Origin of the sequence: Halomonas citrativorans (assembly GCF_900163645.1) — a bacterium.
GTDB lineage: Bacteria > Pseudomonadota > Gammaproteobacteria > Pseudomonadales > Halomonadaceae > Vreelandella > Vreelandella citrativorans.
Map to the genome: position 1 here is coordinate 1 of NZ_FUKM01000028.1, position 18,271 is coordinate 18,271.

General features: G+C 52.0%; 16 protein-coding genes. 8 read left to right on the plus strand and 8 right to left on the minus strand.

The genetic code is table 11. The features are described 5' to 3' along the window. Positions 1-322: 322 nt before the first annotated feature. The 6 genes from CZ787_RS06295 to CZ787_RS06320 all read right to left on the minus strand — a co-directional run bounded on the left by CZ787_RS06295 (position 323) and on the right by CZ787_RS06320 (position 8,346). Positions 323-1,321, minus strand: a complete 999-nt coding sequence (locus CZ787_RS06295; protein ID WP_087107308.1) for an adenosine deaminase — start codon at positions 1,319-1,321, stop codon at positions 323-325. Between the two features lie 29 nt (positions 1,322-1,350). Beyond that, positions 1,351-3,078 (minus strand): thiol reductant ABC exporter subunit CydC, encoded by a 1,728-nt coding sequence (gene cydC, locus CZ787_RS06300; RefSeq protein WP_087107310.1) that lies wholly within the window; start codon positions 3,076-3,078, stop codon positions 1,351-1,353. Next, entirely contained in the window at positions 3,068-4,732 is a 1,665-nt protein-coding gene (gene cydD, locus CZ787_RS06305; RefSeq protein WP_087107312.1) for a thiol reductant ABC exporter subunit CydD, read from the minus strand. Before cydD ends, cydC begins: the two co-directional genes overlap by 11 nt. A gap of 15 nt (positions 4,733-4,747) precedes the next feature. Beyond that, positions 4,748-5,749, minus strand: a complete 1,002-nt coding sequence (gene cydB, locus CZ787_RS06310; protein ID WP_087107314.1) for a cytochrome d ubiquinol oxidase subunit II — start codon at positions 5,747-5,749, stop codon at positions 4,748-4,750. 2 nt (positions 5,750-5,751) lie between these two features. After that, complete coding sequence (locus CZ787_RS06315; RefSeq protein ID WP_087107316.1) at positions 5,752-7,167, minus strand: cytochrome ubiquinol oxidase subunit I; 1,416 nt, start codon at positions 7,165-7,167, stop codon at positions 5,752-5,754. 204 nt (positions 7,168-7,371) lie between these two features. Beyond that, entirely contained in the window at positions 7,372-8,346 is a 975-nt protein-coding gene (locus CZ787_RS06320; RefSeq protein WP_087107318.1) for a calcium/sodium antiporter, read from the minus strand. Between the two features lie 222 nt (positions 8,347-8,568). On the opposite strand from CZ787_RS06320, the gene CZ787_RS06325 reads away from it, so the two are divergent. From CZ787_RS06325 to CZ787_RS06360, 8 genes are all read left to right on the plus strand, one after another. Beyond that, complete coding sequence (locus CZ787_RS06325; RefSeq protein WP_254908582.1) at positions 8,569-9,873, plus strand: paraquat-inducible protein A; 1,305 nt, start codon at positions 8,569-8,571, stop codon at positions 9,871-9,873. After that, positions 9,873-11,546 (plus strand): intermembrane transport protein PqiB, encoded by a 1,674-nt coding sequence (pqiB, locus tag CZ787_RS06330; protein ID WP_087107323.1) that lies wholly within the window; start codon positions 9,873-9,875, stop codon positions 11,544-11,546. The genes CZ787_RS06325 and pqiB overlap by 1 nt, the downstream gene beginning before the upstream one ends. 106 nt (positions 11,547-11,652) lie before the next feature. Further along, positions 11,653-12,150 carry a PqiC family protein gene (locus CZ787_RS06335; RefSeq protein WP_328514774.1) on the plus strand — a complete coding sequence of 166 codons (498 nt, stop codon included), beginning with the start codon at positions 11,653-11,655 and terminating at the stop codon, positions 12,148-12,150. 322 nt (positions 12,151-12,472) lie between these two features. Beyond that, a complete protein-coding gene (locus tag CZ787_RS06340) occupies positions 12,473-13,726 on the plus strand; it encodes a DEAD/DEAH box helicase (RefSeq protein WP_087107327.1) in 1,254 nt (417 codons plus the stop codon). Positions 13,727-13,804: 78 nt separating this feature from the next. Then, positions 13,805-14,308 (plus strand): hypothetical protein, encoded by a 504-nt coding sequence (locus CZ787_RS06345; RefSeq protein ID WP_087107329.1) that lies wholly within the window; start codon positions 13,805-13,807, stop codon positions 14,306-14,308. 9 nt (positions 14,309-14,317) lie between these two features. Further along, complete coding sequence (locus tag CZ787_RS06350; protein ID WP_087107331.1) at positions 14,318-15,517, plus strand: MFS transporter; 1,200 nt, start codon at positions 14,318-14,320, stop codon at positions 15,515-15,517. Positions 15,518-15,583: 66 nt separating this feature from the next. Further along, positions 15,584-16,654 (plus strand): asparaginase, encoded by a 1,071-nt coding sequence (locus CZ787_RS06355; RefSeq protein WP_087107334.1) that lies wholly within the window; start codon positions 15,584-15,586, stop codon positions 16,652-16,654. Between the two features lie 69 nt (positions 16,655-16,723). Next, on the plus strand, positions 16,724-16,963 hold the full coding sequence (locus CZ787_RS06360) for a DUF2789 domain-containing protein (protein ID WP_087107336.1): 240 nt from the start codon (positions 16,724-16,726) through the stop codon (positions 16,961-16,963). On the opposite strand, the gene CZ787_RS06365 is transcribed toward CZ787_RS06360, so the two are convergent. Both CZ787_RS06365 and CZ787_RS06370 read right to left on the minus strand, forming a co-directional pair. Continuing rightward, the gene (locus tag CZ787_RS06365) at positions 16,960-17,625 is read right to left on the minus strand and encodes a VTT domain-containing protein (RefSeq protein ID WP_087107338.1); all 666 of its coding nucleotides are present in this window, start codon (positions 17,623-17,625) and stop codon (positions 16,960-16,962) included. The genes CZ787_RS06360 and CZ787_RS06365 overlap by 4 nt on opposite strands. After that, positions 17,618-18,034: an SRPBCC family protein gene (locus CZ787_RS06370; protein WP_087107340.1), complete on the minus strand. Its 417-nt coding sequence runs from the start codon at positions 18,032-18,034 to the stop codon at positions 17,618-17,620. The genes CZ787_RS06365 and CZ787_RS06370 overlap by 8 nt, the downstream gene beginning before the upstream one ends. Between the last annotated feature and the right edge of the window lie 237 nt (positions 18,035-18,271).

Genomic DNA, 18,271 nt, shown 5'->3' on the forward strand with positions numbered 1-18,271 from the left:
ACAAAGGTGAATCAATCCTGGCTCAAGGTTCAAACGAATGTACTGTGATACCTGCCTCACACCGTTACTTGAAAAGCAACGACATGAAGAGTATCGCTGTGTTCGCCTGCCTTGATATCTGGTGACTTGTCACCCTCATCGGCAAACGCCCACATGAATTACCTGATCAAATTGTTAAAGAGCTACCGAAGGGCGCTGCCCGTTCGATGTGGGGCGTATTCTACCCACTTTTCCTGATGGGTCAACAACTTTTTGCAATTACTTTAAGCACTAGCGCATTCATACAAGAAGCCAAGTAAATAGCCCTTATACACTAGCCAGCCTAATATTTGACCACATCCAGGCGGGCCAGCAGTTCTTGGCGCCTGGGTTCGGTTGTAAAGGCTTCTTTTATCGCATTACGGTTAAGAATCAGGAAAGCCTCTTCATCCCAACCGAATGATTGAGCACAAGCGATGTGATTAGCCAATAGACCACCACCAAAGTAAGCCGGATCATCCGAGCTAATCGTCACATTAAGCCCTTTATCAAGAAGGGCTGGCAGAGGATGATGGGTTAAGCTATCAACCACATTTAAGCTTACGTTGGATAAGGGGCATACGGTCAGCACGGTTTGCTTTTGATATAGACGCTCCACCGCCTCGTCACTCTCTAGACAGCGGATACCATGATCAATGCGGCACACATCAAGCAAATCCAATGCTTCAATGACATAGGAGGCCGGCCCCTCCTCTCCTGCATGAGCCACCCGAGCCAAGCCCAACTCTTGGGCGCGCTTAAAAACGGTAACGAATTTTGAGGGTGGATGGTCGCGCTCAGCACTATCCAAACCAATTGCGTCAAGCTCGCTCCAGTAAGGTGCTGCCTGCTCCAGCACTTGAAGTGCCTCCTCGGCAGGCCGGTCACGCAAAAAGGCCATGATCATTCCGACACTTAAATCCAGAGACTGCTCAGCCTCTTGCTTGGCACTCAGTAACCCAGACATGACCACGTCCAGAGAAACGCCGCGCTGTAGATGCGCCTGAGGATCAAAATGTATATCGATATGGACGACACCCTCACTACTAGCACGCTTGAAATAATCCATCGCCAAGTCATAAAAATCCTGCTCATGACGAAGAACGCTCATGCCCTGGAAATAGAGATTCAAGAAACCTTGTAGATCTTTAAACCGATAGGCTGCCTTGGCCTCCTCGACGGAGGAATAAGGTAACTCGATACCGTTTCGCTCTGCCAGAGCAAACATAAGCTCTGGCTCCAGCGAACCTTCAATATGCAAGTGAAGCTCAACCTTAGGGAGGTTACGTAAAAAATCCTGCATCATTTTTCCTTAACGCCCAACTCAAGCGATTACTTACCTGGGCTGAGCTTCCCGGCACTTAAGTGCCAGTGATGGGTTATCTGTCGCGTTAGCAAGCGACCCACTTCATGATGAACAAAGAAGATGGTGGTGCGCCCGACTAACCAGCGAGAAAGCGTGTTGGCTACTATTACGGCTGTATCATGATCAATCGCCGCAAAAGGCTCGTCTAAAATAACCACCGAAGGGTCCATGAGCAACAGCCGAGCCAGCGCCACACGCCGCGCCTGCCCACCAGACAATTGCTGCCCTCGCTCACCTACGGGTGTTTGCAACTGGCCCGGAAGAGATTGAGCCCAACCATCGAGCGCTACTGCTTTCAGCACGTCCCAAAGCGCTTCATCATCAGCATCAGGATTCCCCAGGCGTAGATTCTCTTCCAAAGAAGCATCGAAAAGGTCGACCTGCTGGGTTAACAAAGCAATGCGCTGCGAACGCTCCTGCTCTGGCACAGCAGCAGGTACGCAGCCTCCTACATTAACCACACCTTTAGAAGGAGCAAGCCGCCCCGTCAAAAGCGCCGCCAGCGTACTTTTACCCGCACCTGAGCGCCCGGTAATGAGAGCCCACTCCCCCGCTGCCAAATGAAACGAAACACTATCAAGCGCTGGCATCAGGCTAGAAGGATAGCAGTGTGTGACCCCCTGCATCTCAAGGCCAAGCTGCTGGTCAGAAAATGACTGTTGTTGACCCTGCTGCCCCTCGGACCCCAGTGCATTTAAACGCTCTGCCGCAGCGGCACTGCCCCCCAAGTGAGCAAAAGCACCCGGAAGCGGTACAAAAACCTCATTCACACCTAGAATCACCAGCAGCAGCATCACCAGAATAGGCCCGGTTATTACCCCACTCGCCACCAGCATACCACCCAGCCATACAACGCTTAACAGCAGCAGCCCGGTAATAACGCTAATGAGGCTATTCCCGATAGCAATACTTCGACCAAGGCGTCGTTGATTATCAAGCGCTGCCTCTTCGTGCGCTTCCACATGCTGGCGATGCCAGTTAGCACTGCGATAGGCAATTAACTCAGCTGAGGCTTGCAACTGATCAACGACTAAACGGCGCAATCCCTCTTGGTCAGCCACTTGGCGATGACTATGTACATACCCTAAGCGCGCCATGCCATAGGTAACACTCGCCCACAGAATCAGCAGAGCCACGCCGACCCACAGCGCTAAAGCAGGCAACCAAATAGCAATAAAGAGGGTTAAACCCACAATAACTACCAAGCTAACCAGTGGTGGCATCAGCAAACGAAGATAAAGATTATCGAGAGCATCTATATCAGCGGTTAAACGCCCCAGCCAGTCACTGACACGCTCGCGCCGCAACGCCGCCTCATCCAATCGCATAAGCTGACCAAACACGCGGTAGCGTAAATCTGCCAGAAGGCGAAGCACTGTATCGTGATTATAGAGACGTTCTATATAGCGGGCGACGGTACGTAATAGCGCAAAGAAGCGTATTCCTCCGCCTGGCACATACACATCCAACTGAACAGGTAAGCCAAGCAAAAAAGCGATACCCGCTAATGCACATGCGGTAATAAACCACCCAGAAAGGCCCAGCAGTGAAAGCCCCGCAGTAAGCGTTAAGCAAATAAGGAGCGCGCCGATCGCGAACCGCCTTCGACGCTTCATCATTAACGCCACCCAGGGTGACAATGCCTGGTGCGCTTGGGACAGCTCACTTTTTTGTGAGGACGCATTAGGTTCCATCACGCACCTCCTTTAAACAGCCGTCCTGCATATAAAAGTGGAGCTGAGCCGCCCTGATCGCAGCCGGGTGATGCGTTGCCAGAATCATCGTACGCCCCTGTGCAGCCCATGCTAACAATGCACTAATAACGAACGCTTCGGTTTCAGCATCCTGGCTTGCGGTGGGCTCATCGAGCAGGATTAAATCAGCATCACTTAGATAAATACGTGCCAACGCCAGCCGCTGGGCCTGACCACCCGACAACCCTACTCCGCGCTCTCCTATCATGGTATCCAAACCATCAGGCAATTGGTTTAGAAGCTCCTCCAGACCAGCCTGGTGAAGCGCTGAAAGCATTGCGGGAGTATCGGCATCAGGGTTTGCCAGCCGCAAGTTATCCGCCAAAGTGCCATGTAACAGGCCCGGCTGCTGGTCCAGCCACGCGTAACGCGGCTGAGCTAACTGAAGCGTGCCGCTTGATGGCGTCAAAAAACCGGCCAATAACGCCAACAGTGTCGACTTCCCGCTCCCGGATGGACCACTAATCGCAATGACACTGCCTTTTTTGATCGTCAGATCCATTGGCCCTAACACCCGACCGCGGATCGGGTAGTCAACGCTGACATTTTGCAGCACTGCAATGTCGTTATCAGCTGCAGGCTCATCAAACGTACTTCGTTGTATGCTCGACTCATTCAGCACCATTACCAGGCTTTCTGCGGCACCTAAAGCAGTAGCACGATCATGGTAGTGCTGTGACAAGGTGCGTAACGGCTGGAAAAACTCAGGAGCGAGCAGTAATACGGCTAAGCCCGTAAAGAGCGTTAAAGAGGGTGCAGGCCCGTACTCAATATATCCCAGTAAGCCAAACCCTACGTATATCGCTACTACGGCAATGGCTACCGAAGCGAAAAACTCGAGCACTGCAGAAGATAAAAAAGCCAAGCGCAGCGTTCGCATGCTTAAACGACGATAATCATCTGTTGCCCACCAAACTTCCTGATGAGCACTCGCCGTGCGACCGAATAGCTGAAGCGTCGACATTCCACGAACACGATCAAGAAAGTGGGCAGAGAGCCGTGCAACCGCTGCAAACTGATCCCGATTTATACGCTCAGCTCCCATACCTACTAGTGCCATGAATAGCGGGATGATTGGCGCAGAAAGCAACAAGAAGAGAGCGACGACATAATCCAGTCGTAGCACCACCAATAGAATCAGTAGCGGTAAGAGCGATGTAATTCTTAGCTGCGTATAGAAGCGAGAAAAATAGCCATCCAGTGCCTCTATATTTTCTACCGCCTGCGTCGCCAAGGCGCCGCTTTGATGATAAGCCAACCACACAGGACCCAATGTCCAGCATTTATCCAGCAGTTGACGTCGAGCGTACTGACGAATGCGCAGGCTAGCCTCCAGGCTTATTACCTCTTGCCCCCAAAGACATAGCCCTCGTCCAAGCACGCACAGCGCCAGCCCTATTAATACGTTTAAAAGCGGATAAGGCGCTTGCTGATGAACAACCAATTGTTCCACTATCCAAGCCAATCCCACTACAATAACAACCGTTTGAACCCCAGCTAAAATGCCAAGAAAAGCGGCGAGATTTAATCTTCGCCGCTCTAAAGTTGCCAGCATTTTTAACCAGGAGCGCGCGGTTAACGACTGCTCCGTCATCTGATTGCCTCTGGCTTAATGATAACCTTCACCTACGCGCACCTTGCCGCGAAATACCCAATACGTCCACGCGGTATACATCAGGATAAAGGGGATAACAAACAGCACACCAATCAACAAGAAAAGCTGTGACTCAGGTGCTGACGCCGCATCCCACAAGGTGTAGTTAGGCGGCACAATCATCGGCCATTGGCTCACGATCAAGCCCAGATAGGTAAATACATAAATACCGATAGTCGCAAGGAAGGGATAGCTCTCACGGCGCTGCTTTACCGAGCGGTATACAAGAAAGGCGAAGAAGAGCGCTAGCACTGGAAAAATCCAGATCAAGTGCAGATGACCAAACCAGCGATCCCAAACAAACGGGTTCACGAAAGGCGTCCAGATACTAACAATAGCAAAAACCACTAGCACCATGGCCAGCAGTATAGGCGTGATTTTATACGCCCAATCCTGTACGTGGCCTTCCGATTTTAAAATCAGCCAGGTTGAGCCCAAAAGCGCATAACCTGCCATAAGCCCCAAGCCTGTTAACACAGTAAACGGCGTTAACCAATCAAAGGCGCCCCCGGTATAAACAAAGTCTTCGGTTTGAAAACCCTGAATATATGCACCAACCACAGCGCCTTGAGCGAACGCAGCAACCGCAGAACCCCAGGCAAAGGAGCGATTCCACCAGTGGCGATTACGGCGCGACTTAAAGCGGAATTCGAACGAAATGCCACGAAAAATCAACCCTGCCAGCATCAAGAAAACACCGATATAGAGTGCCGGTAAGAAAATCGAGTAAACCAAGGGAAAAGCCGCTAACAAGCCAGCCCCTCCCAAGACCAGCCAAGTCTCGTTACCGTCCCAGACCGGTGCCACAGAGTTCATCATGACATCACGAGCCTCTTCATCAGGGGCAAAGGGAAATAGAATTCCCAAGCCAAGATCAAAGCCATCCATCAATACATACATGATGACGCCGAACCCGATAATGCCAGCCCAAATAATCGACAGATCAAACATTTCCATGATTAGCTCCTCGCCGGATCAATGTCATCATCAAAAGGGGTGTGGGCGGCAGAGAGTGGCCGCTTGGGACGGTCAGCATCTCTATTAACGGACGCCTGTTCTTGCTCAGGCAACATGCCGTTGCGAACTACCCGGGTTAGATAGTAAATACCAGCATAAAAAACCACCGCATATACCAGCACATACCCAATAAGCGTAAACAGCGCCATCCAACCTGTTAGTGAAGGTGTCACACCCTCTGCATGAGACATGATGTTGTATACCAGCCAAGGGGACCGACCTACTTCGGTCACGATCCAGCCAGCCAGAACCGCAATGAAGGGTAAAGAAATCATGCTGACCAATGTTTTCAAAAACAGCTGGCTCTCATAAATACGTTGGTTGCGCCGCAAGAATAAGCCTACAAAGGAAACAGCAATCATTATTAAGGCAATGCCAACCATTACCCGAAATGCCCAAAATACGATGGCAACAGGAGGCTGGTCTTCAGGTGGCACGGCAGTAAGCCCTGGAACTTCACCATGCATCGAATGGGTAAGTATGATACTGGCCACGTTAGGAATGCCAATCTCATAAAGATTTCTCTGCGCCTCTTGGTCCGGCAGCGCAAACAAGAGCAATGGCACGCTGGTAGATGTTTCCCAGTTCCCCTCCATTGCTGCGACCTTCGTTGGCTGATATTTGAGCGTATTCAACCCGTGGGAGTCGCCCACATACGCCTGAAGGGGCGTCAGGAAAAGCAGCAACCATAAGCACATGGAAAGCGCACGACGGTTAGCCTCTGGGTCTCTTCCACGCAACAAAAACCAGGCGCTAACGCCTGCCACGACAAACCCGCCGGTGATAAAGGAAGCTACAGCCATGTGTGCAAAGCGATGAGGGAAGGAAGGATTGAAAATCGCTTCAAACCAGGAAATCACATGAAAACGATTATCGATCAACTCAACGCCTGCCGGTGTATGCATCCAACTGTTTGCCGCCAGGATCCAGAACGCTGAAATAAAGGTGCCCAGCGCCACCAAGGCAGCCGCCATCAAATGGATACCCTGTGGCACTTTTCCACGGCCAAACAGCAATATGCCAAGGAAGGCAGCCTCAAGGAAGAAGGCTGTCACGACTTCATAACTGAGCAAGGGGCCTATAAAATTGGAGGTCGCCAGAGAGAAATTACTCCAGTTCGTACCGAACTGAAACGACATCACGATTCCCGACACCACCCCCATGCCAAAAACCACGGCAAATACTTTTGTCCAGAACAGTGCTAAACGGTCCCATGCAGGATTTTGCGTCTTAAAAAAAAGTGCTTGTAAAAGCGCAATATAAGAGGCTAACCCAATGGTGAAAACCGGAAAGATAGTGTGAAAACAGATAACAAACGCGAATTGTATTCGCGACAGCATTAAGGGATCGAGTTCCATTGCACGCTCCTAACCTGAATTAATACCCCAGTTTTTGTTAACGCAAGCTTAGCTGAAACTTAAAGATTCAGCCTTTAATTATAAGCATCTAGCCTGTTTTTTTTATTTATACTGCCATCTTACTGGCTTACATCTCACTATACACCGATCTATCTTTCACAAAGCGTGTCGCATTGACGCACATCAAATAATGCCAATTATTCATTAAGATAATACGACAACGCTTATCATATATCCGGTATATGCAATAAAAAGAGTAAAAAGCACAGCGCCTTCGAGGCGATTAATTCGCCGCGGACGTCCTTTCCAGGAAAATGCGAAAAGAACCATTAGCAGGGTCATGCAGGTCATAATACTCCAATCACGCACCAGCACTTCCCGCCCAGCATCAATAGGTGCAATAACCCCCGCAAGCCCCACTACAGCAAGGCTATTAAACAAGTTAGAACCAACAACGTTACCCAGCACCATATCGTGCTCTTTACGGCGCAGCGCGCTAATCGAAGAAGCAAGCTCGGGCAGTGAGGTACCAACGGCTACGACGGTTAGCCCGATAATCAAGTCACTCACGCCAAAACGTTGCGCAATTTCTACCGCTCCCCAAACCAACATACGCGAGCTTGCAACCAAAAACACCAAACCAACCAACGTCCACATAATCGCTTTACCACGCGACATGGGGTTACTGTCCAGCGTCTCAGCGACTTCCTCAACCAGCGCGTCGTCCTTTTGCTTTTTTGAACGAAAGATGCTTACGCCGATAAATATGACGAGGGCCACCAATAAAAGAGCCGCTTCCCAGCGAGACACCCAACCATCCCAGAGCATAATCCCAGTGATCAGTGTGACCAGTATTAAAATCGGCATCTCTTTGCGGATAACGCTGGAGTGCACAGCTAACGGTGCAATGAGTGCAACAAAACCCAATACCAAGCCAATATTGGCAATATTGGAACCATAGGCATTCCCTACTGCAAGCCCGGGATTCCCCTGCAAGGCTGCCAATACTGACACCATCATCTCAGGGGCTGAGGTACCGAACCCAATGACCAACATACCAATCAATAAAGGCGAAAGACCGAGCCAACGTGACGTTGCAGCTGCGCCATCAATAAATTTCTCAGCACTCCAGATGAGCAACACCAGTCCCATCGCTACAGCTACAAGTGGAAGCAACATTTTATTTCCTTATGGCAGAATATTAGGCACTATCGCGGCTGCATCCTTGACTAACCCTCCAGTCAGGTCAAGCATCGGGTTATGCCAGCATGGATCTATTTGGGTTTGATATAAAAAAGGCCTGGTGTTCATTCGGTTTACATCGCATTCGCAGTGAGAGTGTCCCCTTTGCCCCACTTCCGTTTATTAAAGCATTCCTCGCTTTCCGTTAATGCGCCTCTAGTGGATCGGCAACCACCTGAGTCTCGCGTTCAGCGTCGACGTTTACGCGCCTGCCATGAGTGCGACTGGGTATCCGCGCTGCCACCATTACGCTCGGGCGAAAAGGCCAGCTGTCCGCGCTGCTCACATGTACTCGTAAAACGCCACCGCTACCCCGCTCAGCGCAGTATGGCACTTGCCATTGCGGCATTAATTGCATTAATCGTGGCTATTTCGTTTCCGTTTGTAAGCTTCAGCGTTAGTGGCGTCGGTAATCGCATAGAGCTGTCACAAACGGCCACCACGTTAATTGCCTTTCACCAACCGGTCGTGGCCATTATCGTCATCATGACCATCGCTGTGCTGCCGACCCTTTATCTGCTTAGCGTTATTTGGCTGCAGCTGGGGCTTTTACACGGCAAGCCACTCGCCTATAGTCGCGACATTGCCCGCTCACTTGCCCACTTGACGCCCTGGATGATGGCGGATGTCTTTATTATAGGGGCGCTGGTAAGCCTGATTAAAATAGCCGGTATGGCGCAAATTGAGCTGGGCATCTCCTTCTGGGGTTTTTGCATCTTTGCGGTACTTTTATTAATGACCATCCAGTCCATTGATGCCGACTGGATGTGGTTTTCCCTCGAAGGAGAGCCCTTGGCGCCAGAGGGCACCCAAACAGGAGCAACCGCCGCTAGCCAGCGCCTAACAGGATGTCCAACCTGTGGGCTTGTCAATTCACTCACCCCAGGACATAAATCTCGCTGCATTCGATGTCATGAGAAACTTCACTCCCGACTACCCTATAGCTTACAACGCACCTGGGCACTGCTAGGCGCAGCGACTATCATGTATATCCCTGCGAATGTTTACCCTATTATGACCACGACGAGCCTGGGGCACAGCAGCTCTTCCACCATCATAGGAGGGGTCGTTGAACTGATTCAGATGGGCTCATGGCCAGTCGCCACCGTTATTTTCGTTGCCAGTATTATTGTGCCTGTCGGTAAACTGCTGGCGCTTTCATGGCTATGTATTGTCGTTCGAGGCAACAGCCAACCCAATACCATCAGCCGCACGCGGCTTTATCGCATTACCGAATTTATCGGACGATGGTCGATGGTTGATGTTTTTGTAGTGGCTATTCTGGTTGCCTTGATACGCGCTGGCTCACTTATGTCGATCACACCAGGTCCTGCCGCGCTAGCGTTTGGCTCGGTCGTGGTATTGACAATGCTAGCCGCTATGACGTTTGACCCCCGCTTAATATGGGATACTCCTACCAAGGCAGCGTCCACATCAAATAATAGCCACTCTGGGAGCCATTAATGGGTAACGACACCCCCATAGCTAACAAGCAAGAGCCTGACATGAACAAAGCCAGGCCTTCGCCGCAATCACGTATCTCCCCTATTTGGATTGTGCCTTTTGTGGCTATCATTATTGGGTTATGGCTGGTGTACGATAATTACACCAGCCGCGGCACACTTATCACATTAACCATGAACAACGCCGAAGGTATCGAAGCGGGAAATACCTCAATCCGCAGCCGTAACGTTGAAATCGGCCTCGTGCAAAGTGTCCAGCTCTCTGAAGACCTAGGCAGTGCTGTGATTACAGCACGCATTCAGCCTCAGGCTGAAACCTTGTTGCGTGAAGATAGCCGCTTTTGGGTGGTAAAGCCTCGGATCGGGCGTGAAGGGATTAGCGGCCTGGGCACCGTACTCTCTGGCGCTTATATACAGCTTGAGCCAGGAAGCTCTGAAGAACAGCGGCGTGACTTCCCGGTAAGCGACGTCCCCCCCGTCGCCACTGCCGGAATGGCCGGTCTCAATATCAATCTCGTTAGTCAACTCGGCAATTCGTTGCGTGTCGGCGACCCGGTTTCCTACCAGGGCTATACGGTGGGCCGCGTTGAAGAAGCAAGCTTCGACCCTGAATCACGCACCATGCATCACCAGGTATTTATCGAAGAGCCCTATGCGCTACTGGTGACCGACAGCACCCGCTTCTGGTCTTCAAGCGGCATTGACCTACGCCTTGATTCAAACGGCTTTCGCGTCAACGTTGAATCACTTGAAACCCTGTTAGGAGGAGGCGTCACGTTTGGGGTGCCCGAAGACTTGCCAATGGGACGTCCTGTAGAAGCGGGCGCCCGCTTTAATCTGTACGGGGATGAGGATGATGCCCGCGAAGGTACCTTCAATCAGTACCTTGAATACGTTCTGTTGGTCGATGACACCGTTCGCGGCCTTTCACGCGGTGCGCCCGTCGAGTTCCGAGGTGTTCGCATAGGCACCGTGGCCGCTGTCCCTTGGAACTTTACATCACCACAACCGAGCTCACGCGCAAGCTTCGCCATCCCCGTACTCATTCGCCTTGAGCCCCAGCGGCTTGGCATCGAGAATTCGGATATTGATTTGGAAGTGTGGGAAGAACGCTTTAACCGCATGTTTACGCTTGGCCTTCGTGCGTCGCTTAAAAACGGTAACCTGCTAACCGGCGCTTTATTTGTGGACCTAAACTTTCAGCGAGACACCGAAGAGGACTACATCGCGTCGACCTTCTCTGGCCGCACGGTTTTCCCCACGGTGTCGGGTGGTTTTTCCCAAATCCAATCCCAAATTACCGATCTACTCGACAAGCTGAACGCGCTTGAAGTGGAGCCCTTACTGGCGGGCCTGGACAGTAGCTTACAAGCCTCTGAAAGCATGCTTAATGAAGTCCGTGGTGTCAGCGAGTCGCTCAACCAGCTTCTAAGCGACCCTGAAACTCGTGCAGTAGGCGGCAACCTCAATGCTACTCTTAACGAGCTTCAAAGCACGCTTCAGGGCGTGTCGCCTTCCTCGCCGGCTTACCAGGATCTGACGTCGGCTATCGAGCGCCTGGATCGATTAATGCGTGATCTTCAACCACTAACCCGCACACTGAACGATAATCCACGGGCGCTGCTGTTTGATAATCTGGATACTCAAGATCCTATACCGCGTGCACCGCGCTAAACAGGGGAATATTATGCGTATACTCGTTTTAAAATCCTTATTGCTAATGTCCCTATCGCTCATACTGTCTGCTTGCGCAAGCAGTGTGACGCCCCCGGCGCGTTACATGCTACCCAGTAACGGGCTGGTCAATACACCAAGTAATCCCCAAGGCACGCTACAGCTGCGCTCGCCACGCCTTGCTCACTATCTCGACGTCGATGGCATCGTCATGCAACTGGATGACATTACGCTGAACCAGGCGCGAGAGCACCAATGGGCTGAAAGCATCGACCGACAGCTTGCACGCAGTTTACGAACACAGTTGTCGCAAGAGCTACCGCTTATTCGCGTAGTCCGTGATGACAGCAGCCAACCTGAAGCGCTCACCCTGCGGCTTGATGTTGATCGATTTCAAGGCCGCTACGATGGTTTAGCGGTTGTGGCCGGGCAATGGCAGCTACGCAACCCAAGTGATGAACTGTTGGCCATGAAGAGCTTTTCTGCGCAAACGGTACTGGATGAGGACGGCTACCCCGCACTAGTACGTGCCCTAAACGCTAGCTGGGAGGATGTTGCGAGACAAATTGCCGACCAGATACGTCAGGGTAACTATTTCAATTAGCCGGTTTAAGCGGGATGAAATAACCAAGGCGCTTTAGAGCCCGCCAACCAATCACCACAAGTATGCCCGTCTGAGGCAATCTTCATGTTACACTGACGGGTATATTTTGGGTGTTGCGATAGCGTAACACCCACAGTCTAATGCCCGTCTCTTCCATACTGACCACTTTTTTTCGTTATGGTCATACGTGGCTAATCAACGATCATCGCGACCTGGCAAACCTTGCTACCGCGACGATAACCATTCTCGCCTTTTGAAAAATTACGCCTAGCAACAACGCTTTTAAGCAGCTGTTGCCTTGTTAGGTGGCTGCGGAGAACGCATGAGCTTTTCTGAACTTGGTCTGCATGAAGATTTATTACGCGCTATTACGGCGCAAGGTTATACCCAGCCTACTCCGATCCAATTAAAGGCCATTCCTGTCGTTTTAGAAGGTCGCGACTTGCTCGCAAGCGCCCAAACGGGCACGGGCAAAACGGCCGGCTTTACCCTACCCATGCTACAGCGTCTTTCCGGTGGAAAGCGCCCAGGCAAGCGCCAGGTGCGTGCGCTGGTGTTGACGCCTACTCGTGAGCTTGCTGCTCAGGTAGGCGAAAGTGTATCCACCTATGGCAAGCACGTCTCTTTACGCTCGCACACTATTTTTGGTGGTGTAGGCCAACAGCCTCAGGTCGATGCACTTAAAGCAGGCCTGGACGTACTGATTGCCACCCCTGGCCGCCTGCTGGACCTTCAGCAGCAGGGCCACGTTGATCTTTCTGCCGTCGAAATTCTAGTGCTTGATGAAGCCGATCGCATGTTGGATATGGGCTTTATTCACGATATTAAACGTGTGCTACGCTTGGTGCCCAAACAGCGCCAAAACCTGCTATTTTCCGCCACGTTTTCGAATGAAATTCAGACGCTGGCGCAGCAATTGCTCAATAACCCCGCCCTTATTGAAGTGGCTCCACGCAATACAACCGCCGAGAAAATTCTCCAGGCGGTTTATCGCGTAGACCGCGAAAAAAAGCGCGAGCTGTTGGCACATTTGATTCAGCGCCACGGCTGGTTCCAAGTGTTGGTTTTCACCCGTACCAAACACGGCGCCAACCGACTTGCCGAACAGCTTTCAAAACAGGATATCCCTGCCATGGCTATTCATGGCAACAAAAGCCAGGGCGCTCGCACCCGCGCGCTGGGGGCTTTTAAAAGCGGTGACTTACAAGTATTAGTCGCGACGGATATCGCCGCACGTGGACTGGATATTAGCGAGCTTCCCCACGTGGTTAATTTCGACCTACCCAATGTGGCGGAAGACTACGTACACCGCATTGGCCGGACAGGCCGAGCGGGTAGCAATGGTGAAGCGGTGTCACTGGTGTGTGTGGACGAGCATGGTTTGCTGGGCAATATCGAGCGGCTGATCAAGCAAAACCTACCCAAACATATAGAACCGGGTTTTGAGCCAGACCCCACTATCAAACCAGAGCCCATTGAGAATGGTCGCCGCCAGCGCCAACCTCAAGCACGGCGCAAACCGACTAGCGATAATGGAAATGCCAGTGGCGAACGCCGTCGGCGCGCACGCCGCTAGCCTGCTAACAAGGAATATGCGAAGGTTATGCCCTCGCATATTCCACTACGTTGGCTACTACATTATCAGGGAGTGATCATGTCATCTTCTCAACTTATTAATGAATATCGGCAGTGGCTCAGTTTTCAGCGCCAAGAACAGCTTAGTCGTGAACACCAGGGAATCGCGCAACGCCTGGAAGATGCACGCGCCTCTTCAAAGCAAGTCATACAAGCCTATCGCAGCATGGCGGAGAAAGCCGCTAACGAAGGCGCTTGCTACCGGACGCTGTTCCTACGCGAGCGTGACGATAATGTAGCGCTACCTTGCGAAGGCTGGCTGTTTATTCGCCGTGTACTCAGTGAAGAAAACAGCACCCGCGTGCGCGCCACGCTAATCGAAACCTTTACCTTGGAAGATGGCATTCTGGCACCAGGTGATAAACCTGCTCAGAAAGTGACACTTGAGATTTTCGATAAGCTGGATATCAATCAAGGTATGCGCACTAGCGTCCGTGTGGACTCCATGGAAACACCACAGGATTATCACTTCATTACGCTACTGGATGCAGTCCGCGGCGATTTACGCCCTTATCTTAAGTAGGCTGCACTGATGTTATCTCGACGTTCCGTTACCTTTATTTTACTGATGGTTGTGGTGGGGCTAAATTTACGCCCCGCCCTCTCCTCAGTGGCCCCCTTGCTTACGCGTCTTCAGGAAGCTGCCGGGCTTTCACCCGCGGCTGCGGGCGTACTGACAACACTCCCCGTGCTGTTTTTAGGTTTGGCTGCTCCTATTGCGCCGCTTTTAGCAAAACGGCTAGGCAGCGAGCGGGCGCTTAGTGCTGCGCTATTACTGTTGGCTGCAGGTTTGATTCTGCGCGGTTTACCGTTGCCCGGCGTCCTATTTATAGGCTCAGCAATGGCGGGCGCCGCCATAGGCATTAGCGGCACTTTACTGCCCGCACTGGTGAAACGCGAGCTACCCGAAAGTGCTGATCTTTTGACTGGCCTCTACACGATGGCGCTCTGTCTGGGTGGTGCGTTGGGGGCGGGACTTAGCGTGCCGCTGACAGAGTGGCTGGGCAGTTGGCAGGCAAGTTTGATGAGCTGGTCGTTACTGGCGCTGTTTGCTCTTATTCTCTGGCAATGCCAAATGCCCTCGACTATCTCTCATGGTATGCCTCAGCCGCCATCTTCGGGGCTTCTTAAACTTTTACGCAAACCGCTCACGTGGCAAGTCATGCTGTTCATGGGCATTCAATCATCCATGGCATATATCGTTTTTGGGTGGCTGCCAACGCTGCTTGTCGATCGTGGCTATGATGAGGCCAGCGCGGGTTGGACAATGGCTATTTCGATCATGTGTCAACTCGTTTCAGCACTGGGGGCACCCTGGCTTGCCCGCATGGGGTCAGACCAGCGCCCGGCGCTCTTGCTCGTACTGTTTAGTACGGCCCTAGGGCTTTGGCTGCTACTTATAGCGCCCTTAGCCTGGAAATGGCCTGGCGCCATCTTGTTAGGCCTTGGCCAAGGCGGCAGTTTTAGCCTGGCCCTTAGCCTGCTGGTATTAAGAACGGCGACATCACGCCTTGCAGGGCAACTTTCCGGTTTGGTACAAGGCGGAGGATATACCATTGCCGCTATTGGGCCTTTTAGTGTCGGCTTGCTGCTCCAATCCGGCGTTCATGCTGACCAGATTGCCTGGCTTTTGATCTTGTTGGTTGGTGTTTGCTGTGGATTCGCCCTGTTGGCTGGCCGCACGCGCCAGTTGGACGATCAAAGCGGCAAGCTTCAGGTTCACCGCTACTAACCTGCACTGGAATCAAACAGGAGTTCTAGTGCTTGGCCTTCAAATATTTACGCCAGGAAATCCGTGATGAGTAGCTTCTCACCTTTAACCGCAACGGCTCCCACCCACGAACGCATTTTGGTTATTTATACGGGCGGCACCATCGGCATGCAGCAAGGTGCCAATGGGCTGACGCCCGGTGCGAACTTTACCCAACGTATGGCGACCGCGCTTGGCAAGCTCCCCATTGCCCAACAGCAATCGCTTCCTGCTTATGATGTTATTAGTTATACCACGCTGATTGATTCCAGCGCGGCGACCCCACTTCAGTGGCAGCAGTTAGCTAGCGACATCGCCACCCGGTTAACGGATTACCGGGGGTTTGTCGTGATTCATGGTACCGATACGCTTAGCTGGACGGCCGCCAGCCTTGCCTATCAATTGCAAGGCGTAGAGCGCCCCGTCGTTGTAACCGGCGCAATGCGCCCCTTGGAAGCACCAAACACCGACGCCCTTGATAATATTCATGGCGCGCTGCGATTTGCGGCAAACGCCGAGCTTCAGGAAGTCGCTATTTATTTTGCAAACCGGTTAATGCGTGGCGTACGAGCTATAAAGCTGCACAGCGACGCACTAACAGCCTTCACCTCTCCAGGTTATCCGCTACTTGGTGAGCGAGTAGGCAATGACTTTGTTTACTATCCAAGCCGTGGGCTTGCCTTTCTACAGCGTGGCGCGCCACGCTTTGAACTCCCCGGCTACCAAGGGTTGGATAAAGGCGAAGTGGTTCGTATCGCGCTCTGGCCCGGTTTGGCCGCCTGGCAGTTGGAAGCCTGGCTTGGAGATTCACGCGTTAAAGGCGCTGTTATCCAGCTTTGGGGAGCGGGCAATCTGCCTAACGATCCAGCCCTATTGAGTGTATTGGCTAGCGCAGCCGGTGAGGGAAAATTGCTAGCGGCGATAAGCCTTTGCCCTGAAGGCAGCGTTCATATGGGAGCGTACGCTGCGGGCGAGGGGTTAACTGATGCAGGCGTGCTCTCAGGCGATGCCATGACACCAGAAGCCACCTTTACCAAACTGGTCCATCTTTTGGCTCAACCGCTTGATGTAGAGACACAGCGGCAACGCTTCCTCGCTTCATTAGTCGGCGAACGCTAATAACCGTGGTGATATCCATAATCTACGCTATGTTTAATCAATGCTAACCAATTGGCGGAGCGCGTAATTATGGAAAAACCGGTACATCTTTTTAGTGATCTTTTCGAACAACTGGGCCTGCTATCAGACGCTGAGTCGATTGAAGTTTTCATCAAGCGCCATCGCCCTTTACCCAAGGAGATGGTGCTTTCCGATGCGCCCTGTTGGAATGAAGGCCAAGCGGAATTTCTTCGTGAAGCCATTGAAGACGACGCTGATTGGGCAGAGCTAGTCGACCGGTTGGATGCCGCCATGCACCATGGAAGCTAACGCGCTGGCGCCGCTTTCGAGCGGCGCCTGACCCAAGCACCGGCAAGCAATAGTACCGTAAGAGCAACAAGCGGTAGCAGCACCTCAAACTGAAGTGCATTTTCTTCCTCTAGCGCTTCAAGCGCCCCATAAATAGCGCTGCTGTATACGCCCCACTTAATCGATAGGCCTAGCGTTGCCGCAAGAAGAAAAATCGGCAGTGGAACACGGCTTAGCCCAGCTGCAAAATTGATCACCGCGTGAGGAAAACCCGGCAAGACACGAAGTGCGCACTGGGTTAATAGATCTCCCCTGTCCTGAAGCGTTTGCATGACCTTTAGGGTTAGCCCTTTGGGTTGCCATGCGGTACGGGTACGTGCCGCTAACTGATGGCCACCAAACGCGCCCGCCACGCTCCCAAGCGTCAGCATAATGGTGGCAACTATAGGTGGGTAAAAGGGTGCGATTAGCCAAAAGCCAATACTCCCGGGCAACCCTGCGGCCAGGGTAACGGCCATAAGAACAACCACCCCAACCACTACTGCGGGATGATGTGTCCATGCGTCAACGGTATGCCTGACCGCCATTAAATCCGGCGAGTGCCAAAACCACACATACGCCAGTATGGCTATAATGCCAACGACTATCGCCAAACGCCGCACAAGACGAAAGGCATTACGCATTCAGCTTGGCCTCAACACGCTCAAGAATTTGCCTGCTCACTTTACCTACGAGCGGTTTCGCTGCTTTATTAACGGCTTTTTCCATAAAGCGATTATGAATTTCATAACCAAGCGTGAGCGATACTTCCGTTCCTTCTGGCACTTCACTCAGCCGGTAGCGCCCCTGATTTTTCACCCCATCAAGCGACTCCCAAGCCAGCGTGTGGGGTGCTTGGATCTCAGTCACTTCCACATCAAATGCCCAGTCCATACCTACTGCACGAACATGCCAACGATAGCGATCGTCCCCCAATACATCAATGGAACGTATTAAATCAGAATAATCAGCAAAATCTTCCACGCGGCGCAATAACTCAAATACGCGCTCAGGTGATGCTTTAACAATTTCACTGTGCTCTATGGTGGCCATGATTCCCTCGAACCGCTGAAAACTAACTGTTAACCGCTAAGCTACCCGTAAACCGAAGCACCCTCTGTAACCGCTGGAAACGATAAGCTTAGCAAAACAATGAGCGTAGCATGCTGCTCAATTTATCGGGAATGACGAATAAAGAGAGACGATCATTCAGACTACGGCTGGTCAGATACGTTCTCATTGCGTAAACTGCCGCCCTCCCGGACCGGACCCCGGCACTCCGTGCAGCCT